The following is a 20,448-nucleotide window of genomic DNA, read 5'->3' as shown; positions in this document are numbered from 1 at the left end:
GTTATCCTGACGACGGGTTTACAGCCCGCGAATATCGAGCCGTCCCGACTTCTGCATGTCTTCGAACCAGCGCTTTTCGGCGCCCCAGGCATGACCGTCCCAGCCTTCGAACGAAAAGCCCGCTACGATCACAGGCGGTGCATCTTCCGGGCGATCGAGGAGGGTTTCGAACGCATAGACAAAGCCCGAGCTCAAGGCTGCGTCCGGCGCCGCGCCACGTGCCTCCAGCTCCTGTCGGGCCTGATCGTGAACGGATTGCTCGATATAGCGCACGCGTTTTCCGATGCCCTCCAGCAACGACGTGAGCTCCAAGGCGCCGCATTCGTCGCCGGGATCCGAACTCGGCGGAAAAACCAAGGTAATCAGTGCGGCTTTCGTCACCGCGGGGCGATTGGTGAACTCCGGGTCGGCCAGCCATTCGGTCGCCTGTCCGCCGCGGCTGACGAGAACCAGTTCGGAGATCTCCGTCCCCGAGACGTCCATGAACCCCGCGGTATTGTTAAAGCGGGTGACCCAGTCACAGCGATCCGTCATCTGCCCGGCATCGACGAAGTCAGGAGAGTTGCCGATGATCGCGATATGGCTTTCGTCTCGGATGTTTGTCTCGTCCTTCACGGTTTTGCCTTTCCAGACTTGGCTATTGCCTGCCGGTAGAGCGCCATGGTCTCGCGACCGAGATAGGGTCTATCGAAACGGCCGGCGGCCAGCACGGCGCGGTAATGCAGTTGTTCGCGCAACTGTGGCGACTGGATAAGGGATCGCAATGAGGCTGCGATGTCCTGGGGAAGCGTTCGTTCCGCGAGTAGCCCGGCTCCGGTCGCTCCGACGAATTCCCGCGCGCTCGGATCTTCAGCCGATGCGACCACGGGCCGCCCGAACGCAATCGCCTCCTGGTAAACCAGTCCGAAGCTTTCGTATCGCGACGGTGCCGCAACGATATGAGCCTGCCGATAGAGGTCGTGCAGCATTTCGTCGGGTTGGCGGCCCAGGGCGGTTACCCGTTCGCGCGCATGAGCGCTCATCTGCGACGGCAGATCGACGGACGGCACGCCGAGCAGATTGACGTGAAACGGAGGAAGTGTTCCGGAAGCGACTTCGGCGGCCAGAAGCTCTACCGCGCCCATCAGCTCTGCAAAACCCTTGCGCTGTTCCGCACGTCCGACGAACAGGATTCTGACAGGTTCCTCTCCAGCCGGGTAGGGCGATGACTGTGCCGTCTTCAGCAATTCAGGCGGCAGCGAGAGACCGATCGTCCGATGCGGTATTTGGCTATCGATCTTATAGAGGTCGACGATCCGTCGACCGTGTTCGTCCGTGTTGGAGATCAGCCCGGCGCTCGACCCCGCCTGCTTCTTTTCCAGCAAGTCCGCAGCAGCCGCGTCCAGCTTGTCGCGAACCGGCAGCTCAGCCATCCTGCTCCAGGCAGCGGGCGTCGAATTGCGCGTCACAAGCGCAAATCCGTGCCGACCCGTCAGCAAACTCGCTGGCGCGTACCAGTTGGTTGCTTCCACCACGTCGAAGGGCTTTGCCGCATGATCACGCAAAACGGCCTGCCGGAACCGCAGCGGTGCGGCGGCGTGACCGATCGCAGCCCATTTGCGCAGGCGGCCGATACGGGATTGATCCGGGATATCACAACCGACGACGCGAACGCCGTCTATGTCCTGAGCTCCCGAGCGATCGAGCGTAAAGACAGTCACGTCGCAGCCCTCGCCAGAGAGCGCCATAGCGATCTCCCTGGCCGCCGTCGAAAGTCCGCTTGGAGACGGCGGGTAGTCCCAGGCGAGAAGCGCTGTCCGCATCACGACTTCAGCATCCTCTTGTATATCTCGATATAGTCCCGCGCCATGCGGTCTGCGGTAAAGCGCTCCTCGAACCGGGCGCGGATGCCGCGGCGATCGAGGCTCGCGACTTTGTTGACCGCTTCGACTGCCTGCGCTTCGTTCTCAACGATAAAGCCGGTGACACCGTCTTCGACCACTTCGGAGACCGAACCCTTGTTCCATGCAATCACGGGCGTACCGCAGGCCATGGCCTCGATCATGACCAAACCGAACGGTTCCGGCCAGTCGATTGGAAACAGCAGCGCTGTCGCACCGCGGAGCAGCTCGCTCTTGGCCGCATCACCGACCGGGCCGACATACTCGACACCATCGCCAAGCTTCGGCCGGACATAGGTGTCGAAATAGAGAGGATTGCCGACGTCAACCGTACCGGCGAGCTTGATGGGGTGACCGCACTCGACCGCAACGTCGATTGCCTTGTCCGGCCGCTTCTGGTCGGTCATGCGCCCGATGAAGGCGAGATAGGAACCGGGCTCAAAGGAGGGCTCGAAGCGGTCTCCGTCGACGCCGTGAAGGACGACGCCGGCGCGGTTGGCTTCTGGGATCCCACGTTGCTGGGACGCTGAGATGGCCGCGACCGGCAGGTCGGGGAAGGCATTGAAGAACAGCTTCCGGTCAAGCTCGTCGACGCGCCAATGGATCGTTGTCAGCGATTTCGAGCGCTGATCGCCCAACAGGGTCGCGTGAAAGAACTCGCCGTGGAAATGCAGGATGTCAAACTCGGCGAGCCGCTGGCGAACCTCATCCAACGTCACGCTTTCGAGCACTGCCGGTATCGAAGGCGGCACGGTGCCGTGTTCGCTCTCCAGAAACTGCAAGCTCGGCAGGGACCCGATCCGGGTGACCGGCGTGGTGCTGTCGGATGCCGCAAACAGGGTAACCTCACAACCCTGGCGTTGCATCGCTACGCAGAGATCGTGGATCACACGCTCCGTTCCGCCATGATCGCGGGGAGGAACGGGGAAGATACTTGGTGCAACCTGCGCAACCCTTATCGGCTTCGGGAGTTCCGGTGCGCATTCTAGCATTTTGTATCCTTGTTGCTCAGAAAGGTTGTGTATGTTCGTTCTTCATGTTGCACTTCAAGGGTGTCTGCGCGGAAATAATGTCGAGTATGGGCTAACGGCCGATACCGGCGGGCATATCCGCTACTTGATGGATCTTGTCGGCGCCTGTGAAGCCTCTGACACCGACTCCAAAATAGTGATCGCAACGCGTGCCTTCGAAGGCCACGGCGAGGACTATCAGCGGCCTTCCGAGGCCGTGAGCCCCCAGATTTCGATTGTACGGTTGCGTACCAACCGCCCCGATTATGTCAGTAAAGAGGATATGCATGCAGAGGTTGCATCCTTCAGCGACGCGCTGATCGCGCACCTTCGCGAACATGGGCTTCCTGACATTGTCCATGCGCATTACGCGGATGCTGCGGTCGTCGCTGCGCGGATCAAAACGGAGTTGGGCATCCCTTTCGTTTTCACGGGGCATTCGCTCGGCAGGGTGAAAATTTCGGCCATGCCGGAAATCGCATCGGATGCATCCATGACGCATCGTCTTGCGGCGGAAGAATGCGCGCTTGAAGAGGCGTCCCTGATCATTGCGTCCTCGCGCGACGAGGCTGAGCTGCAGTACAAAGGATATGACAACTACGACGCCGGCAAAATCCGCGTGCTTCCGCCCGGCAGCGACCTAGATGCTTTTCAGGGCGCCCAGTCATCGGAAACTGTCGAGGTCCAGCTCGCTCGTTTCCTCGCTGAACCGGAAAAGCCTGTCTTGCTTGCCATCGCGCGCCCGGTCACCAAAAAGAACTTGATCGGGCTTGTACGGGCCTACGGAAAATCGCCAGCGCTCCAGGAAGCTGCGAACCTTGTGATCCTCGCCGGCAACCGCTGCGAAATCGACGAGCTCGAACCGGATCTCGCGGACAACCTGCGCGAAATCCTTCATCTCGTCGATACCTACGATCTGTACGGCAAGATCGCCTATCCGAAGATGCATCAACCGGATTTGGTGCCAGCCTATTATGCCTATGCTCGCGATCGCGGTGGCATTTTCGTCAATCCGGCACTCAACGAACCGTTCGGATTGACGCTCCTGGAAGCCTCGGCCGTTGGTCTGCCTTTGATCGCGACAGACAGCGGCGGCCCCAATGATATCGTCGAGACCTGCGGCAACGGTGTCTTGATAGACCCGCGCGACGAGGACGGTCTTGCTTCCGCGGCGCTGAAAATCCTGGGCTGCTCGGAAACGTGGCAGACTTACTCCAAGGCCGGCGAACGTGCTGTCGCCTGTTATGACTGGGCACGACATACCGAACGGTATCACGGCCTGCTCTCGGAGCTGATCGACAAGCCCGCAGCCAAGACGGAAAAGCCCTCGCAGCTACTGATCAGCGACATCGACAACACTCTGGTGGGATCGGTTCCGCATCTTCATGCCTTTGGCAATTGGCGGCGACAGCAGAGTGGATTGTCTTTCGGGGTCGCGACCGGTCGTTCCTTCCACAGCGCCATGGCCATTCTCGAACAGGAGGATGTGCCGAGGCCGGAAGTCATGATCACCTCGGTCGGATCCGAGATCTATCACCTGAGCGAGAACGGCGTCTCCTACGAGTATGACCGGCATTGGGCCGAGCGCATCGCCGAGAACTGGGACCGAAGCGGCATCGAGAGAGTTCTGCGCAAGGCAGGCTTCCTCACCCCGCAGGCGTCACTCGAACAGCGCGATTTCAAGCTCAGCTATTTCAGTGACGGCTCGAGCTCCGTCGTGGCACGCATCAAGGAACTGCTGGAAAAGGCAGGTTTGCGCGCGTCGGTGATCCACAGCCATCGACGGTACCTCGACGTCCTGCCGCTCAAGGCATCGAAGGGTACGGCCGTTGACTACGTCCGTCGTGGTGCTGGACTGTCTGAAAACATGGTGTTCGTCGCCGGCGATTCCGGCAACGATATCGAGATGCTTCAGGCCATCCCGCAGTCGATCATCGTCGCCAACTACTCGGATGGACTGGCCACGCTTCCTGCACTCAGCCATTCCTATATCGCCTCAGAAACCCATGCGGCAGGCATCATCGAAGGTGTTCTCCACTTCCGCAGACAGGCGGAGGCTGAATGTCTCTCAGTGTCCTGACCCTGGTTCGTGGCCGCGAGCGACATCTCGCCAACCTGATGCGCAGCCTTGGGGAGCAGTCGTGCCTTCCGACGGAACTCGTGATCGCCTGGATGCAGCCAGAGCCTTTCGAGGATCTGCCGAGCCTGCCGTTTCCGGTCAAGCACGTGTTCGTCGAGGGAGAGGACTTGCCGCTTGCTAAGGCGCGGAACGCGGCGGCAAACGCGGCGTCGGGGGACACGCTCATGTTTCTCGATGTTGACTGCATCGCGTCGCCAACGGTTGTTGAATCCTACTCTGCCGCCTTGAACGAGCATGACGGTATCTGTCTGAGCGAAGTTCTGTATCTGCCGGCAGAAGTGACCGATTTCCGGGGAGACTACGGTGTGCTCGACGAGCTCGGCAAACCGCATGTCTCCAAGCCTCGGTTTCCTGAATTCGGCCGTGTCGAGCAGGAACCGGATGGCGGCCAGCTTTGGGGCCTGTCCTTCGCGCTGCGAAAACGCACGTGGCAAGCGATCGGCGGTATGGATGAGCGCTTCGTCGGTTATGGCGGGGAAGAAACCGACTTCGCCGCATCGGCAGAGCAAGCCGGAGTGAAGACCTACCGGGTGGGTGGCGCGCGCGTCTACCACCAGCATCACCCGGTCCTCATACCGCCTCTGCACAACTTCGACCCGATCCTTCGCAATGCCCGCCTCTTTCAGGAAAAGCATGGCCGCTGGTGCATGGGCTACTGGCTTGGCCAGTTCCGCGAGGCGGGGCTGATCCGATGGGAGGAGGATGGCGATGCGCTGGACGTCCTGCGCTTTCCGGACCCGACTGAAATTGAGGCCGCGCGACAGCCCGGTACCGTTCTGTATTCATAGGAATTATCGAGTATGAAAAAGCCAATCGCGTTTTTCGCCCATCATCAGGGCCGCGGACATGCCAACCGTATTATGGCCATTGCCGAGCATTTCAGCCAGGACAGGCAGGTCTCTGTTCTGACGGCCGGGCCGGACTATTTCGAGTCCGTAAGCTCAAGCGTCGAGGTCGTCGCGCTGCCGAACATGATCGGCGAAACGGTCCCGACCGCGCGGCTGTTCGATGAGCCTACACCATCGGTCATGCACTGCGTTCCCTTGGGCCTGCCGTCGATGCGGAAAACGATGCGCACCATCGTCGAGCATCTCGACGACCGCGATATTGGTCTGTTTGTCGTGGACGTGTCGTCGGAGATCGGAATGTTGGGTCGGATCTGCTCCACCCCAACGGTTCAGATGCGCCTCCACGGCGACCGCAACGACGTCGGTCATATCGGATCCTACGAAGCGATGGTCGGCATTCTGGCGCCGTTCGACGAGCGTATGGAGCAGCAGGACTATCCGCGCCATCTTCGCGACAAGACGTTCTATACGGGTGGTCTTTGCACCACCCGCGATCAGGTTCTGTCCCGTGCAGAGGCACGCCAGAGACTTGGGCTGCCCTCTGATCAGAAGATCGTGCTGGTCATGACAGGTGGCGGCGGCAGCGGCACGCCCTATGCGCCGCTGACGATTGCCGCACGGGCCGTCCCGGATGCGCTGTGGCTCGTCGCCGGTCCTGTTCTGCGGGAAGGCCATGAGACGGATTTCCCCAATTTGAAGGAACTCGGCTGGGTCGACAACGTCACGGACCATATCGCAGCGGCCGATATCGTTGTGGCCTCCGCTGGCGACAACACGGTTCATGAGATTGCGCGTGCGGCCCGGAAATTCGTGGTGATGCCCGAATGGCGGTATTTTTCCGAACAGCATCGCAAGGCATCCGAGCTCGTCCGACTTGGCGCAGCGGTTTCCGCTCCATACTGGCCGGGAGATTACGAGGGATGGCGGGGGCTTCTGCAGCGTGCCGAAGAGCTCGACACGGAAGCACTTGCAACTCTGCACGAGCCGGCCGCTGCGGCCAGGGCCGCAAACTGGCTGGAAGAGCTCTGCGACCAGCTCTGGATGGGTGATGCGCGGCGTATTGCAAGCCCGATGCTCAAGGTCGTCTGATCATGGTCACGTTGACGACCGTCCTGCGCTCCGGGGGGCGCTACGAGCCGATCTGGGTGGAACGCCTTGCCCGCGGGGCGAGGCGGCATATTGCGGGCCTTGATCGCATCGTCTGTATCACGGATTTCGATGAGGCAATGGACGGTGTCGAGACCGTCAAATTTCGCCACGACTGGCCGAAGTGGTGGTCGAAATTCGAGGCTTTCCGTCCCGAGCTCTCCGACGATGTCAACATACTCTGCGACCTGGACACGATCTTCATGTCCTCGGCCAGCGAGCTTGCATCAAAAGGCGATGCCGTTGTGATGGAGGATCATTTCCTGAAGTCTCGAGCGTCGACCGCGTTGATGCGCTGGAACAAAGACGATTTCTCGTTTCTGTACGAGCGGTTCAAACGCGATCCGGATCACTGGATTGCGCCGGGCAGTTGCGGAACCGTTCCCAACTCCGTGCACGGCGACCAGGTCGTGGTCGACCATTTCCTACGCGACCAGCAACCGTTCCCGGGCTTCATCCAAAACGAGTATCCTGATCTACTCGATTTCTACGATCCGGTTCGCAAGAACAGCGGACCGGTACTGATCTTCATTGGGGATTCCAAGCCCGACAACGCGACGGCCGACGTCAAGGACGCATGGCTGAACAGCTAGCACTGTCGGGAAGTGCTAGCTGCTGCCACCTCAGACTGTGAGCACCGCCCCGATTTGAGCCATTGACGCATCCATCTTCAGCACAAGTCCTGTGGGATTATATGCGACATCAACAGATCCCATCGAGCCCAGGCTCGACTTGATCAGTTTTGATCCGAAACCCTTATGCTCTGGAACGGCGACGATGGGTCCGTCCACTTCGATCCAACTAAACTGAAGCCTTTTCTCGCCACCCTGTGGCACGACAGACCACTCGATATCGATATGGCCAACCTCGTTGGAAAGCGCACCGTATTTGACGGCGTTGGTCATCAGCTCGTGAAGTACCAGGCCGAAGGACATGGCAGCCTGGGGTCCGAGCATGACGGTCGTCCCACGAACCTTGATGCGGTCGCTGTCCTGCATCCCGATATTGCAGACAGTGTTGGCCACCACATCGCGCAATTCGGCTCCGCGCCAATCCTCTTGCGTCAGCATGTCATGCGCTTTGGAAAGAGCGGAGAGGCGCGACTGGATCTTGTCGCGCGCATCGTCCACCGTCTGGGCATTGCGCAAAGACTGGGTGGTGATGGCCTGCACCACGGCAAGCGTGTTTTTGACCCGGTGCGCGAGTTCGTGCATCAGCAGCTTTTGCGTTTCTTCGGCCTGCTTACGCTCGGTGATTTCGACAGATGCACCCGAAAAACGCACGGGCTCGCCGGAAGAGTCGCGGATAAGACGGCCCTTTGCGTGGACCCAGCGAACACCGCCACCTGGCTGGATGATGCGGTATTCGTTATCGAAGGTCGACTGTCCCTCGAACAACCGCCCCAGTTCCGCTTCGAACGCTGGCATGTCGTCGGGATGGAAATTCCGGGTGTATTCCTCAAGCGGCGCGCCGGCGGCTGCGCGACCCGGTTCTACCGTATAGATTTCGGCGAAGTTGGGGTCGGCATAGATCAGGTTCGTCTTCAGATCCCAATCCCAGATGCCGACCATTGTCGATGCGCCGAGAGCAAGCTGCAGGCGCTCTTCGCTTCGTGAAAGCTTGTCCTGCATGGATTTGAGCTCGGTGATATCGAGCGATACGCCGCACATCGCGACGGCCTGCCCCCGGTCATCGTGGACGAGCTGGCCACGCGCGAGCACCCAGGCCACAACACCGTCGGGACGGATGACGCGGTACTGGACATCGTAGTCCGAGCTTCCTGCCAGGGTTTCCTCCACCGCGGCTTGCATGCGGGGCAAGTCGTCGGGATGGATAGCGCTCTGCAGATCGTCATAGCTGAGGGACTGGTCCCTGTGACGACCGAAGTTTTCCCGGCACACGTCAGAGGTCTGGAGTGCCATCGTCGCGAGGTCGAGCTCCCAATACCCGAGGCTTCCAGCCTCGAGAGTTTCCTTCATCCGGCGCTCGGAGCGAATAGCTGCCTGTTCCGCCTTTTTCGTTCCTGTGATGTCGCGGGAGATGGACAGGATCCGATCGGGCTTGCCGTCTCCTCCAAGGATTGGGGAAACTTTCACTTCCCACCAACGCGAGTTTCCTTTGGCCGTTTCCGCCGTCCCGACAAAGCTACAGCTCCGTCCGGAGCGCGCAGCCTCAAGCGCTTCGCGCGCTGCCGCGTTCCCGTCGTCTTTCCAGAAATCAGGCCAAGGACAGTTGCGGATGGTTTCGAAATCGTCGATTTCCATGACGCGCATGCCGCCAGCGCTCATGAACGTAATGTTGCCGGCGAGGTCGATAACCTTGATACAGTCGTCGCTCGCGGACAGGATTTCCGCCATGAGAGCAACGTCCATCGTGTTTGCCAATGCGACTTCGTGCGGTCGCTGGGATACCGTGTTCATTGTGTATCCGATCGCAAGCGTATGGATATCCGTGTCGAAGTCATTGTCGGCCGTTTCTGAACTGCGAGTGCAAGGTAGCCGCGAGACGGCAGTGGGTGAATGTTGCGGGGAGTTCCCGGTAGTTCAATCAGTCTCAGTCACGGTGCAGGCGGCGCGACGATAATGCTGGGTGGAACGCTCAACCCGATGTCGCCGCGCAGAAGTCGCGCGATGTATTCGAGAGCATTCTTCAAGCCGTTCATCGTATACGGCTTTTCGATTACACCGATTGCACCCACGAAATCTTCCGGAATGCGCTTCAGGTTTCCGGTGATGAATACGTACGGGATCCCCCGGTCGGCAAGGTGCCGCCCGACCTCGAGTCCGGTCGGGCCATCGGTCAGATGCACATCGACAAAGGCAAATTCCGGTATCTGGCCTTCCAGAATGGCCAGCGCCTTTTTCCGGTTCATGGCCTGACCGATTACAGAATGGCCCGCCGCCTCGACTTCTTCTTCGAGCTCAAGCGCCAGAAGGGCCTCGTCTTCAACGATCATGATTTTCAAGCTATGCTCCATATCAGCTATCTAGCGGCAAGATGATGCGGACAGTGGTTCGCCGACCCTCTACCTCACGTTCGATCTCGGCCTCGACCTGACGGCAGCACGTCTCCAGCATCAGCCGTCCGAATTCGTTATCCTCTTCGTCGACGTCGACCGGATCGGCCGTATCGCGGACTTCGATGATGAAATGCCCGTTTGGACGATTGACCACGAGGTGGATCTCTCCACCGCCCACGCTCAATCCGCGTCGGACCGCATCGCCAATGAGTTCATTGACGATCAGAGACAGTGGGGAGGCCTTGGCGGCGGGCACAAGAACCGGTGACAGATCCATGGTGATCCGGATATCGTCGCGCCCGAGCGATCCCACAAGGTCGACAACGTGATCGCGGGCAAAGTCGGCGACATCGAAGCGACCGACGTCGTTCGACATGAAGAGCTTGCGTTGCACCGTGCTGAGGGCCTCGACACGGTTGAGAACCGACAAAAGCGTATGCCGGACCGTTTCGTCCCGTGTTTTCCTGGCCTTGAGTTTCACGATCGAAGCGATGGTCAGCAGGTTGTTCTTGACGCGGTGGTCGACCTCGTGGACGAGGGTCGTCTTTGCATCGAGGGCCTGGGTGAGTTCTGCTGTTCGGGCAGCGACCTCCGCCTCGGCTCTCCGACGCGCCGAAGCCGACTGCATCTCCAACGTCTTGTCGTCCGTGAAATCAAGCTGCGACGCGAAGTAGTAGAGCGGATCGCCCTGATCGTCGAACACAGGGCTGATGAAAAGAGCGTTCCAAAATGTCGAGCCGTCTTTCCGGTGGTTGACGATATCGATCGCGATCGACCTCTGGTCCCTGATCGCTTCCCTTATCTTCTGAACTGCCGATGGGTCGGTCTCGGGTCCTTGCAAAAACCGGCAGTTGCGTCCCACCAGTTCGTCCGCCGGATATCCGGTCAGGTCACTAAAGGCCTTGTTGGAAAAGATGATCGGATTGTCGTACTGGCGCGGATCCGTGATGATCATCGGCATCCGGGTTGCTTTGAATGCTGCGGAGAAGGGATCCTTGGAAGAATGCTCTGCAAGAAGCTTGTCCCCGGCGTCCTGTGCCCCCCTTTTCGCCGAGATCGAGTCGTTCATGAGCATGCCTAATTTACAATTTGCTTTCCAACGCGTGCTCTTGGCTAAATGTTCCGCGCGGTAAAGCCACACGACGGTTTGGGTGCTTTGTGTCACGCGGCCGCTTCAGACGCCGCATCTAAACAGCGCACAGATCTTGATCGTCGTGCGGGATATTACCGGGACAACACCAAAGACCGATGCAGCGGAAACGAGCACTCGGCTGACAACCATCTCATATGATCGGTTCGCGCCGATATTCCTGAGCGCCTCTCGCTTGCTGATCAGGCGATTTTCAGTAAGTGTAAATAACTGTAAATAAACGTAAATGTCAGATCCCTGATAGGAACCGCATGGAGCCTTTGCTGTTGTTCGCTTGCTATCAAAGGAGCTGACATTGAAATACTCTGCATACCTCGCGACAGGATTGGTCGGCATACTCGTGCTGACCGGGATCTCCACTGCCAATGCCCAGATGATGGGGGCGAAGCCGCTTTCCAGGGGTGACGTTCAGCTTGTCCAGAAGCAACAGGGCAAACAGCATATGCTCAAGGGCCACCGCGGTATGAAGGAACGCCGTCAGGGCTACCGGCGCCACAGCGACGGCTACTGGTACCGCCCGCAGCATTCGCGTCTGAGGCTCCAAAGAAAAAGCCAGGCCGATCGGACAAAGCTCCGTCACCGGTCAGAAAATTCTAGGAGAGAACGCGGCTCATGGGCACTCATCCTCAGGCCGTCAACGAGGTAGTGCCGCGTATTGTGCATAGCTGCACTGCAACATGCTGCCTTTCTACATTCGGATAAATGGAATATCCAGGCTTCCAACGAAGCAATGCACCTCCTCCCGCAGAGCTTCGTGTTCCAGGCGACCACTCCTCCCAATGGGCGTCTGGCAGAACAGCGGCACTCCTCCTCCCAGCCGTTGTTCGATCTTTTCGAAAAGCCTGCCGCACCTCCTCCCGCGGCAGGCTTTTTCGTTTTCGGCGAGCCACAAGGCACGTTCGACTGGCCGGCACTTTGGCGCTGCAGCGTGCGCTTTGTGGCAAACAGGGATGTGAACGAGGGCCATGCGGTTCTTCTTTGAGGTTCACCTGTAGTTTTCGACAACCTTATGCCGTACCGAGCGTTTCGATCCTTTACCGACGTCGTCCAGGGAGAAGCGCGTGCCGCAGGAATTTCGTTTTGAGATGCTAGCTAAGTTCGGCTATGCCGCGCGAGGTGTCGTTTTTCTTCTGGTTGCGGCGTTGGCGCTGTTTTCGAGCTTCGGCGGCGGTCGCCCCGAAAGCAAGTCGGCCATATCGTCGTTGCTGGATCAGCCGTTCGGCAAGGTGTGGGTCGGGATAATCGGCATCGGGCTTTTCTGTTTTGTGGCCTGGCGGCTTGCCCAGGCTCTGGCCGACAGTGACGGACATGGCAGCGATGCCAAAGGAATGGTCATTCGAGCAAGCCTTCTCGGCAGCGCCGTGACCTATGTCGGTCTCGGGATCTACGCAATCGGGCTTTCGGTCTTCTCGGGCGGCGGAGGCGGTGGTTCTGGAGAGAAGGGCCTGGCGACATGGATCATGTCCCAACCTTTCGGCTCCTACCTCGCCATCATCGCCGGCATTGGACTGTTCGCAGGAGGTGTCGTTACCATGATAAAGGGCCTGACGCGGAAATTCGAGAAGTATATCAGCATCCCGAGCAACGCCAGCTGGCTCACTTATGTCTGTGTATACGGTCTCGTCGCCCGCGGTGTCGTCTTTGCCGTTGTCGGCATCCTGTTTGCCTATGCCGGCTTCAAGGTCGATCCTGATCAAGCTGGCGGCATGGCTGACGCGATGGACTGGTTGAGCGAGCTGCCGGGCGGTGCGACCATCTTCATCGTCATCGCAGCCGGGCTCGCAGCGTTCGGTATCTATAACCTTGTCGCCGCAAGATACCGGACAGTCCGTGGCCCCTCCATGGCAGACGTCAAGCGCACTGTCAGCCGGCCCTTCAACTAGCCGATCGGGACCGTTGACTGGGATCCTGAACTCAGCTGGTCATCGAAATCGCGACCATCATAAACGCGTGAGGGGGTGGGAACGGTCCGTTCCCACCCCCTCATTTGCTATATCCGGCATGCCACGAAAGCAGTGACACGCAGGGCTATTTATTGCGTTAGGCGAGCATGCGCACCTTGGGTTCGCGATCCCAGTACCGCTTTGCAGCGGCCTTCAGGAAGCCGTCCATCCCGACAACACCGTCATCGGTTTCGACGCCGGCTTTCTGCAGCAGTGGCTGGGCCTCGTTCGTATGGCCAATAGCCTTGAGGTGGCCGAACGCATCCATCACCCACTGGACCGCTGCGGCTTCTCGGGTCAGCATGTCGCTGCCTTCCTTCGAGAGGAGAACCGCGACCGCGTCGAAGAGCTGTGACGGCGAACCGGCGAGCTGACCATCGGCTTTCGTTACGTTGCCGTCGGACAGTTTTGCCTTTCCGATCTTAGGCGCAACGACGAATGCGGTGGCGCCAGCCTGGCTGATGGCGTTCTTCAGATCACTCAATGCCTTCGCATCGGTGCCATCAGCAATAAGGATGCCGATCTTTCGACCCTTGACCGTCTCGACCATGTTCTTCTGGATCGACAGGGCTGGCGACGGATCGAGATCGACCGGTTCCCGTGCAGCCGGATTGGCAGCCGGAAGGTCGATTCCGAGACCATCGGCGACCCGCTGCGCCAACTCCTCGTCAACGTTCAGGAGATTACCAATAACGCGCGGCGGAACGTGATCGAACTCGACCTTGGAAAGCTCGAACACGAAAGACGACGCGATATGCGCTTGCTCGGACGCTGTCTGAGACTTCCAGAACATTCGTGCCTGGCTGTAATGGTCGGCAAAGAGCTCGGCGCGGACCCGCAGCTTGTCGCCCTGTTCCTGATCACCTGTCGCCCGTTCGAACGACCGGAAGCCAGTTGCGGGACACTCGCGTGGGCCGCCTTCTTCTCCAGCCATTGAGAGGCTGTTGGGTTCGTAATTGGCACGACCCTTCGGAACGCTCATCTGCATCATGCCGTCACGCTGGAAATTCTGCATGGGGCACTTCGGCGCGTTGATCGGCAGCTGATGGAAATTGGCCGTGCCGAGACGCGATTTCTGGGTATCCAGATAGGAGAACAACCGGCCTTGCAAAAGCGGATCGTTGGAGAAGTCGATTCCCGGGACGACGTTCGACGGCAGGAAAGCCACCTGTTCCGTTTCGGCGAAGAAGTTATCGGGGTTGCGATCAAGCACAAGCCGACCGACGATCTTGACCGGCAAAATCTCTTCCGGGATGATCTTGGTGGAGTCGAGCACGTCGTAGGGGAGCTTGCTTGCGAATTCCTCGTCGAAAAGCTGAACGCCGAGCTCCCATTCCGGAAAGTCACCACTGTCGATGGCTTCCCAGAGATCGCGACGGTGGTAGTCGTTGTCGGCGGCCTGAAGCTTGAGCGCCTCATCCCAGATCGTCGACTGAACGCCGAGCTTCGGCTTCCAGTGGAACTTCACGAAGGTCGACTTGCCCTCTTCGTTGACGAAGCGGAACGTATGAATGCCAAAGCCCTGCATCATGCGCAGCGAGCGCGGAATGCCACGGTCCGACATGGCCCATAGAAGCATGTGGGTGGTCTCAGGCATCAGCGACGCGAAATCCCAGAAGGTACCGTGCGCGCTGCCGGCCTGCGGATAGGCGCGGTCAGCTTCCATTTTCACCGAGTGAATGAGATCGGGAAACTTGATTGCATCCTGGATAAAGAAGACCGGAATGTTGTTGCCGACCAGATCCCAGTTGCCTTCCTGCGTGTAGAATTTGACGGCGAAGCCGCGAACGTCGCGAGGGGTATCGACAGAGCCAGCGCCGCCTGCAACGGTCGAGAAGCGGACGAAAACCGGAACCTTGTCCCCTACACGCTGAAACACGTCGGCTTTTGTCACGTCACTGAGGGATTCCGTGAGCTCGAAGTAACCGTGTGCGGCAGAGCCTCTGGCATGCACGATGCGCTCAGGGATGCGTTCGTGGTCGAAATGAAAGATTTTCTCGCGGAGAACGAAGTCCTCAAGCAGGCTCGGACCGCGATTGCCGGATTTCAGACTGTTCTGATTGTCGGAGATCCGAACGCCGTGGTTTGTCGTCAGGTGGGCCTGAGCAGGATGCGAGCCATCGGACGGAACATGCTGGTGGGTCTCGCCGCCTTCACCGCGGTCCGTATCGTATGTCGTCGGGTCAGCCATTGGATGGTCCTTTGCTCGAATTCAATCAAGCAACAGATATGCCCGCGCGACGCTGCGGCAAGCGTCCGTCGGAGAGATTATCCAAGGGATTACTTTCAAAGCTGCAGGTCAGGCACCGGAGGTGGCTGTGGGCTGAGCTCCCGAGAGTGGTCAGTAAAGGTGTCTCGTAGTCCGCTGTGCCTGCATTAGTGGCCTGACCGGCGTTCGAGGAGGCGCTGCGGTGACGCCGGTCCGGCCGGGAGAGATGCCTATCCCGCGCAAAACTTTCCCGATTGCTCTCTTAGCAAGGCAAGCCCTTGCTCTGTCACGAGGTTCATCCTCGGGTTGCCGCGGCGCCCCGCGAAAAGGTCCGGATACTGGGATGACGTAACAAGTCTCACTTCCGTTCGCGGCAGCTTCTGCAGGTGAACACTTGCACCCTTACGCGCAATATCGACGCCCAGCGCACGAAGCGCGTCAGGTGCCGCGATCCAAATGGTGCCGCTGATGTTCAGCATCCGGATGGTGTGTCCATGGCAGGTCACGGTGTTCATCGTCCGTCCTCAGCCGTCGCGACGTCAGCCAGGCCGTCGCTCGAAATCGCAACGACGACGGCTTTCGACGGAGAAACAGGTGTATCTCCAACCGCTCCGAAAAATCCTGACAGCATCCGTAAATCCTTCGTGAACCACCGATTATGTGCATTGCACAAAACTAGACGCCGGTTATATACGTGCCCGACTGTATGTAAACTATTCTTGTGCGGAGCACTCGATGCCTAAGGCGTTGCGATCTATCCTGACCATCACTTGCCTCCTCGCCCTCGTCGGGTGCCAGAAGGAAGAAGCCGCAGCACCTCCGGCGCCGCCTCCATCGCCCGTTGGCGTGGTGACGGTGCAGCCCGAGACCTTGCCGATTACCAGCGATCTGCCCGGCCGTATCGCTCCGACCCGTCTCGCCGAGGTGCGCCCGCGTATCTCCGGGATCATCGTCGAGCGCGTCTTCGAACAGGGATCCATCGTCAAGGCGGGCGACGTGCTTTACCGCATCGACCCGGCACCGTTCCAGGTTCAGGTCGACAGCGCGCAGGCCACGCTTCGGAGTGCGCAGGCAGCGCAGATGCAGGCTCGCCAGACCGCCGATCGTCAGACCCAGCTCAGCAAATCGAACGTCGCCACTCGCCAGGACCTCGATACCGCGATCTCTGCACTGGCGCAGGCGGACGCTCAAGTCGCCGTCGCCCAGGCCGGCCTTGCCCAGGCCGAGCTCAGCCTGCAATACGCCAATGTCACGGCACCGATCAGCGGCCGCATCGGCCGTGCGCTGATCACGGAAGGCGCCCTGGTCAGCTCGACTGGCTCTGAAAACCTCGCGACCATCCAGCAGCTCGACCCGATCTATGCGGACTTCACCCAACCGGCCGCCGATCTGATCCGCCTGCGCAAGGCGCTGCAGGACGGCAAGCTGATGACGGGACCGAACGAGGCGAACGCCTATCTCATGCTCGACGACGGCACCAAATACCCGGAAACGGGCCGTTTGCTGTTTTCGGAAGCAGCGGTCGATGAAACCACTGGGCAGGTGACCCTGCGCGGTGAATTCCCCAATACCAATGGGGATCTCCTCCCGGGCATGTATGTCCGCGTGCAGATCGAGGAAGGTCTGGAGCGCGACGCCTTCGCCGTGCCGCAGCAGGCCCTGCAGCGCGATTCCGGCGGCCAGGCGAGCGTGCTCGTGGTCGGCGCCGAAGACAAGGTCGAGCAGCGCCGCGTCACCGTAGGCCGCGCGCTTGGCGAACGCTGGGTCATCTCGCAGGGCCTGAAGGCCGGCGACCGCGTGATTGCCGAGGGGTTCCAGAAGACGGCCCCCGGCGCCACCGTCAAGCCTGAGCCCTGGTCCGCGGACAAGCCGGCGACCGAGCAATCGACGCAGGGCGACGCCAAGGCTGCTCCTGCAGAGCCGGCGAAGAAGTAAGGACCAGGTTACATGGCAAGTTTCTTCATCGACCGGCCGATCTTCGCCTGGGTCGTCGCAATCTTCATCATGCTCGCAGGCGTGCTGACAATTCCGATGCTGCCGATCGCGCAGTATCCGAATGTCGCGCCGCCGCAGATCACCGTCTCCACCAACTATCCCGGCGCTTCGCCAGACGATATCTACCAAGGCGTGACGCGTCCGATCGAAGAAGAACTGAACGGCGTTCCCGGGCTGATCTATTTCGAATCGACGTCTGAATCGTCGGGCCGCGTGTCCATCAACGTCACCTTCGCACCCGGTACGAATATCGGCGAAGCGCAGGTCGAGGTGCAGAACCGCATCGCCCGCGCCGAACCCCGCCTCCCGGGTGCCGTCACATCGCAGGGCGTGCGCGTCGAGCAGGCAGGCACATCGTTCCTGATGGTCGTGTCGCTGACCTCCACGGACGGCAATACTGACGTCATTGGTCTCGGCGACTATCTGAACCGCAACGTGCTTGGCGAGATCCGCCGCGTGCCCGGCGTCGGCAGTGCTCAGTTGTTCGCGACCCAGCGCTCCATGCGGATCTGGATGGATCCCGACAAGATGGTCGGCCTCAAGCTGACGGCCTCCGATGTTACGGCTGCGATCAGCGCCCAGAACGCCCAGGTTGCCGCCGGTCGTATCGGCGCGACGCCGAACCCGATCGGCCAGCAGATTTCCGCAACCATCAACGTCCAGGGACAGTTGACCAACCCCGAAGCGTTCGGAGCGATCGTTTTGCGTGCCAATCCCGATGGTTCGTCGGTGCGGTTGCGCGATGTCGCCCGCATCGAGGTCGGCGGCGAAAGCTACAACTTCTCCAGCCGCCTCAACGGCAAGCCAAGCGCTGCCATCGGCGTCCAGCTGTCGCCAACCGCCAATGCACTCGATACGGCGAAAGGCGTGCGCGCGGTCATGACCGAGCTGCAGCAGTATTTCCCGTCCGGCATCGAATACGAGATCCCGTACGATACCAGCCCGTTCGTGGAAGTCTCGATCGAGAAGGTGATCCATACGCTGATCGAGGCGATGATCCTCGTCTTCGTGGTGATGTACGTCTTCCTGCAGAACATCCGCTACACGCTGATCCCGACACTGGTCGTCCCGGTGGCGCTGCTTGGCACCTGTGCGGTGATGTATGTCTCCGGCTTCTCCATCAATGTGCTCACCATGTTTGCGATGGTGCTCGCGATCGGCATTCTCGTCGACGACGCCATCGTCGTCGTCGAAAACGTCGAGCGCATCATGGCACAGGAAAAGCTGTCGCCGAAGGAGGCGACCCGCAAGGCGATGGGCCAGATTTCGGGCGCCATCATCGGCATCACGCTCGTCCTGAGTGCGGTGTTCATCCCGATGGCCTTCTTCCCCGGTGCGGTCGGCATCATCTATCAGCAGTTCTCGCTGACCATGGTGGTCTCGATCCTGTTCTCGGGTTTCCTTGCCCTGTCGCTCACGCCCGCACTGTGCGGTTCGTTCCTCAAGCCGATCAAAGGCGATCACCACGAGAAGAAGGGCGTCTTCGGCATTTTCAACCGCGGTTTCGACAAGGCTTCGCACGGCTATTCCCGCACGGTCGGTGGCATCATCAAGCGATCCGGTCGCTTCATGGTCATCTACGTCGCGCTTCTGGTCGGCCTCGGCTGGGCCTATCTGCAGCTGCCGAGCTCGTTCCTGCCCAACGAAGACCAAGGCTTCCTGATCGTCGACGTTCAGGCACCGGCCGAGGCAAGCACCGACCGCACCACCGAGGTCGTCGCGCAGATCGAAAAGATCGCGCTGAGTGAAAAGGCCGTCGAGCGCATTATCGCCATCAACGGCTACTCCTTCTCCGGCAGCGGCCAGAATGCCGCGCTCGCCTTCATCACCCTAAAGGACTGGTCGGATCGCGGTCCCGAGGATTCGGCTGATGCGATCGCCAAACGGATCAACGGCCAGATCTTTGGCATCCGCGATGCGATCGCGTTCTCGCTGTCGCCGCCGCCGATCCAGGGTCTCGGCAACTCGTCCGGCTTTACCTTCCGATTGCAGGATCGTGCCGGCAACGGCCAGACGGCACTTGGCGCGGCGCGCGACCAGTTGATGGCCGCAATCGCCAAGAGCCCGGTTCTCGCCGGCGTTCGCATCGAAGGCATGCCGGATGCAGCGCAGGTCAACCTTCTTATCGACCGCGAGAAGGCCAACACGTTCGGCGTCACATTCGGCGACATCAACTCGACGATCACCGCAAACCTCGGCTCGTCCTATGTGAACGACTTCCCGAATGCGGGACGCATGCAGCGCGTGCAGGTTCAGGCCGACGGCAAGCAGCGCATGAAGACAGAAGACCTGCTGCGGCTCAACGTCCGCAACGCCAATGGCGGCATGGTGCCGATGGCCTCATTCGCGTCGGTCGAATGGGTCCGGGGCCCGTCGCAGGTTGTTGGCTATAACGGCTACCCGTCGATCCGCATCGCCGGCCAGGCAGCACCGGGCTTCTCCTCCGGTGACGCCATCACCGAGATGGAACGGCTTGCCGGCGAACTGCCGAACGGTTTCGGTTACGAATGGACCGGCCAGTCGCTGCAGGAAATCCAGTCGGGGTCGCAGGCACCCGCCCTGATCGCGCTCAGCGTGCTCTTCGTGTTCCTGCTGCTGGCAGCCTTGTACGAAAGCTGGTCGATCCCGATCTCGGTCATGCTCGTGGTGCCGCTGGGCGTCATCGGTTCGGTTGCGGCCGTCATGCTTCGGGGAATGTCGAATGACGTCTACTTCCTCGTGGGTCTGATCGCCATTATTGGTCTGTCGGCGAAGAACGCCATTCTGATCATCGAGTTCGCCAAGGACCTCCGCGCCGAAGGCCGCTCCACGTTCGATGCGACGGTCGAGGCAGCGCATCTGCGCTTCCGCCCGATCCTGATGACGTCGCTTGCGTTCACCCTCGGCGTCGTTCCAATGGCAATTGCCACTGGTGCCAGTGCTGCCAGTCAGAATGCGATCGGCACCGGCGTGCTCGGCGGGATGATCTCGGCGACCTTGCTGGCCATCTTCTTCGTTCCCGTGTTCTTCGTCTTCGTGATGAAAGTCTTCCGCGTGAAGGAGCCGAACCACGAAGCAGAAAAGGCAGCTCCCAAACCGGCGGAGTAGGGGAGAGCGGGAAGAGGAGAC

Annotated in this window: 15 protein-coding genes; 7 read left to right on the top strand and 8 right to left on the bottom strand. The window is 60.1% G+C overall.

Annotated features, from left to right (window positions below):
• Positions 1-18: 18 nt before the first annotated feature.
• Genes BLW69_RS15605 through BLW69_RS15595 form a run of 3 tightly spaced genes read right to left on the bottom strand, consistent with a single transcriptional unit; the run spans position 19 to position 2,872 of the window.
• Complete coding sequence (locus BLW69_RS15605) at positions 19-615, bottom strand: hypothetical protein (RefSeq protein WP_092663223.1); 597 nt, start codon at positions 613-615, stop codon at positions 19-21.
• A complete protein-coding gene (locus tag BLW69_RS15600; protein WP_092663221.1) occupies positions 612-1,802 on the bottom strand; it encodes a glycosyltransferase family 4 protein in 1,191 nt (396 codons plus the stop codon). The genes BLW69_RS15605 and BLW69_RS15600 overlap by 4 nt, the downstream gene beginning before the upstream one ends.
• Positions 1,802-2,872, bottom strand: coding sequence for a glycosyltransferase family 4 protein (locus BLW69_RS15595; RefSeq protein WP_092663219.1), 1,071 nt, complete (start codon positions 2,870-2,872; stop codon positions 1,802-1,804). Before BLW69_RS15595 ends, BLW69_RS15600 begins: the two co-directional genes overlap by 1 nt.
• 31 nt (positions 2,873-2,903) lie before the next feature.
• Between BLW69_RS15595 and BLW69_RS15590 the strand changes: the two genes are divergently transcribed.
• From BLW69_RS15590 to BLW69_RS15575, 4 genes are read left to right on the top strand one after another with little or no spacing between them, the layout of a single operon-like run.
• Positions 2,904-4,970 carry an HAD-IIB family hydrolase gene (locus tag BLW69_RS15590; RefSeq protein ID WP_092663217.1) on the top strand — a complete coding sequence of 689 codons (2,067 nt, stop codon included), beginning with the start codon at positions 2,904-2,906 and terminating at the stop codon, positions 4,968-4,970.
• Entirely contained in the window at positions 4,952-5,818 is an 867-nt protein-coding gene (locus BLW69_RS15585; RefSeq protein ID WP_092663215.1) for a galactosyltransferase-related protein, read from the top strand. The genes BLW69_RS15590 and BLW69_RS15585 overlap by 19 nt, the downstream gene beginning before the upstream one ends.
• Positions 5,819-5,830: 12 nt before the next feature.
• Positions 5,831-6,967, top strand: coding sequence for a glycosyltransferase (locus BLW69_RS15580; RefSeq protein WP_092663213.1), 1,137 nt, complete (start codon positions 5,831-5,833; stop codon positions 6,965-6,967).
• A 2-nt stretch (positions 6,968-6,969) separates the two neighbouring features.
• Positions 6,970-7,617, top strand: a complete 648-nt coding sequence (locus BLW69_RS15575) for a hypothetical protein (protein WP_092663211.1) — start codon at positions 6,970-6,972, stop codon at positions 7,615-7,617.
• Positions 7,618-7,647: 30 nt separating this feature from the next.
• On the opposite strand, the gene BLW69_RS15570 is transcribed toward BLW69_RS15575, so the two are convergent.
• The 3 genes from BLW69_RS15570 to BLW69_RS15560 all read right to left on the bottom strand — a co-directional run bounded on the left by BLW69_RS15570 (position 7,648) and on the right by BLW69_RS15560 (position 11,112).
• Positions 7,648-9,444 (bottom strand): PAS domain-containing sensor histidine kinase, encoded by a 1,797-nt coding sequence (locus tag BLW69_RS15570; RefSeq protein ID WP_092663209.1) that lies wholly within the window; start codon positions 9,442-9,444, stop codon positions 7,648-7,650.
• Between the two features lie 137 nt (positions 9,445-9,581).
• Positions 9,582-9,989 (bottom strand): response regulator, encoded by a 408-nt coding sequence (locus tag BLW69_RS15565; RefSeq protein WP_062459470.1) that lies wholly within the window; start codon positions 9,987-9,989, stop codon positions 9,582-9,584.
• Positions 9,990-10,002: 13 nt separating this feature from the next.
• Positions 10,003-11,112, bottom strand: coding sequence for a PAS domain-containing protein (locus tag BLW69_RS15560; protein ID WP_092663482.1), 1,110 nt, complete (start codon positions 11,110-11,112; stop codon positions 10,003-10,005).
• A 1,142-nt stretch (positions 11,113-12,254) separates the two neighbouring features.
• Here BLW69_RS15560 and BLW69_RS15545 point away from each other — a divergent pair.
• The gene (locus tag BLW69_RS15545; protein ID WP_062459479.1) at positions 12,255-13,076 is read left to right on the top strand and encodes a DUF1206 domain-containing protein; all 822 of its coding nucleotides are present in this window, start codon (positions 12,255-12,257) and stop codon (positions 13,074-13,076) included.
• Positions 13,077-13,233: 157 nt separating this feature from the next.
• Here BLW69_RS15545 and BLW69_RS15540 read toward each other — a convergent pair whose 3' ends face one another.
• Both BLW69_RS15540 and BLW69_RS15535 read right to left on the bottom strand, forming a co-directional pair.
• Positions 13,234-15,327 (bottom strand): catalase, encoded by a 2,094-nt coding sequence (locus BLW69_RS15540; protein ID WP_092663203.1) that lies wholly within the window; start codon positions 15,325-15,327, stop codon positions 13,234-13,236.
• A gap of 248 nt (positions 15,328-15,575) precedes the next feature.
• On the bottom strand, positions 15,576-15,860 hold the full coding sequence (locus BLW69_RS15535; protein WP_062459484.1) for a hypothetical protein: 285 nt from the start codon (positions 15,858-15,860) through the stop codon (positions 15,576-15,578).
• 220 nt (positions 15,861-16,080) lie between these two features.
• Between BLW69_RS15535 and BLW69_RS15530 the strand changes: the two genes are divergently transcribed.
• Together BLW69_RS15530 and BLW69_RS15525 are read left to right on the top strand one after the other, a co-directional pair.
• Entirely contained in the window at positions 16,081-17,280 is a 1,200-nt protein-coding gene (locus BLW69_RS15530) for an efflux RND transporter periplasmic adaptor subunit (protein WP_092663201.1), read from the top strand.
• A 12-nt stretch (positions 17,281-17,292) separates the two neighbouring features.
• Positions 17,293-20,427, top strand: coding sequence for an efflux RND transporter permease subunit (locus BLW69_RS15525; RefSeq protein WP_062459487.1), 3,135 nt, complete (start codon positions 17,293-17,295; stop codon positions 20,425-20,427).
• Positions 20,428-20,448: the final 21 nt, after the last annotated feature.

The organism is Rhizobium sp. NFR12 (assembly GCF_900108545.1).
GTDB classification, from domain to species: Bacteria; Pseudomonadota; Alphaproteobacteria; order Rhizobiales; family Rhizobiaceae; genus Neorhizobium; species Neorhizobium soli.
Note: the sequence above shows the minus strand (reverse complement) of the source record. Positions and strands in the feature narration are given on the sequence as shown.

Excerpts from the sequence above, each read along its gene's own strand:
- BLW69_RS15580 (WP_092663213.1), top strand. The coding sequence starts at position 5,831 with ATGAAAAAGCCAATCGCGTTTTTCGCCCATCATCAGGGCCGCGGACAT.
- BLW69_RS15540 (WP_092663203.1), bottom strand. The coding sequence starts at position 15,327 with ATGGCTGACCCGACGACATACGATACGGACCGCGGTGAAGGCGGCGAG.
- BLW69_RS15560 (WP_092663482.1), bottom strand. The coding sequence starts at position 11,112 with ATGAACGACTCGATCTCGGCGAAAAGGGGGGCACAGGACGCCGGGGAC.
- BLW69_RS15570 (WP_092663209.1), bottom strand. The coding sequence starts at position 9,444 with ATGAACACGGTATCCCAGCGACCGCACGAAGTCGCATTGGCAAACACG.
- BLW69_RS15575 (WP_092663211.1), top strand. The coding sequence starts at position 6,970 with ATGGTCACGTTGACGACCGTCCTGCGCTCCGGGGGGCGCTACGAGCCG.
- BLW69_RS15535 (WP_062459484.1), bottom strand. The coding sequence starts at position 15,860 with ATGAACACCGTGACCTGCCATGGACACACCATCCGGATGCTGAACATC.
- BLW69_RS15525 (WP_062459487.1), top strand. The coding sequence starts at position 17,293 with ATGGCAAGTTTCTTCATCGACCGGCCGATCTTCGCCTGGGTCGTCGCA.
- BLW69_RS15595 (WP_092663219.1), bottom strand. The coding sequence starts at position 2,872 with ATGCTAGAATGCGCACCGGAACTCCCGAAGCCGATAAGGGTTGCGCAG.
- BLW69_RS15590 (WP_092663217.1), top strand. The coding sequence starts at position 2,904 with ATGTTCGTTCTTCATGTTGCACTTCAAGGGTGTCTGCGCGGAAATAAT.
- BLW69_RS15585 (WP_092663215.1), top strand. The coding sequence starts at position 4,952 with ATGTCTCTCAGTGTCCTGACCCTGGTTCGTGGCCGCGAGCGACATCTC.
- BLW69_RS15530 (WP_092663201.1), top strand. The coding sequence starts at position 16,081 with ATGCCTAAGGCGTTGCGATCTATCCTGACCATCACTTGCCTCCTCGCC.
- BLW69_RS15600 (WP_092663221.1), bottom strand. The coding sequence starts at position 1,802 with ATGCGGACAGCGCTTCTCGCCTGGGACTACCCGCCGTCTCCAAGCGGA.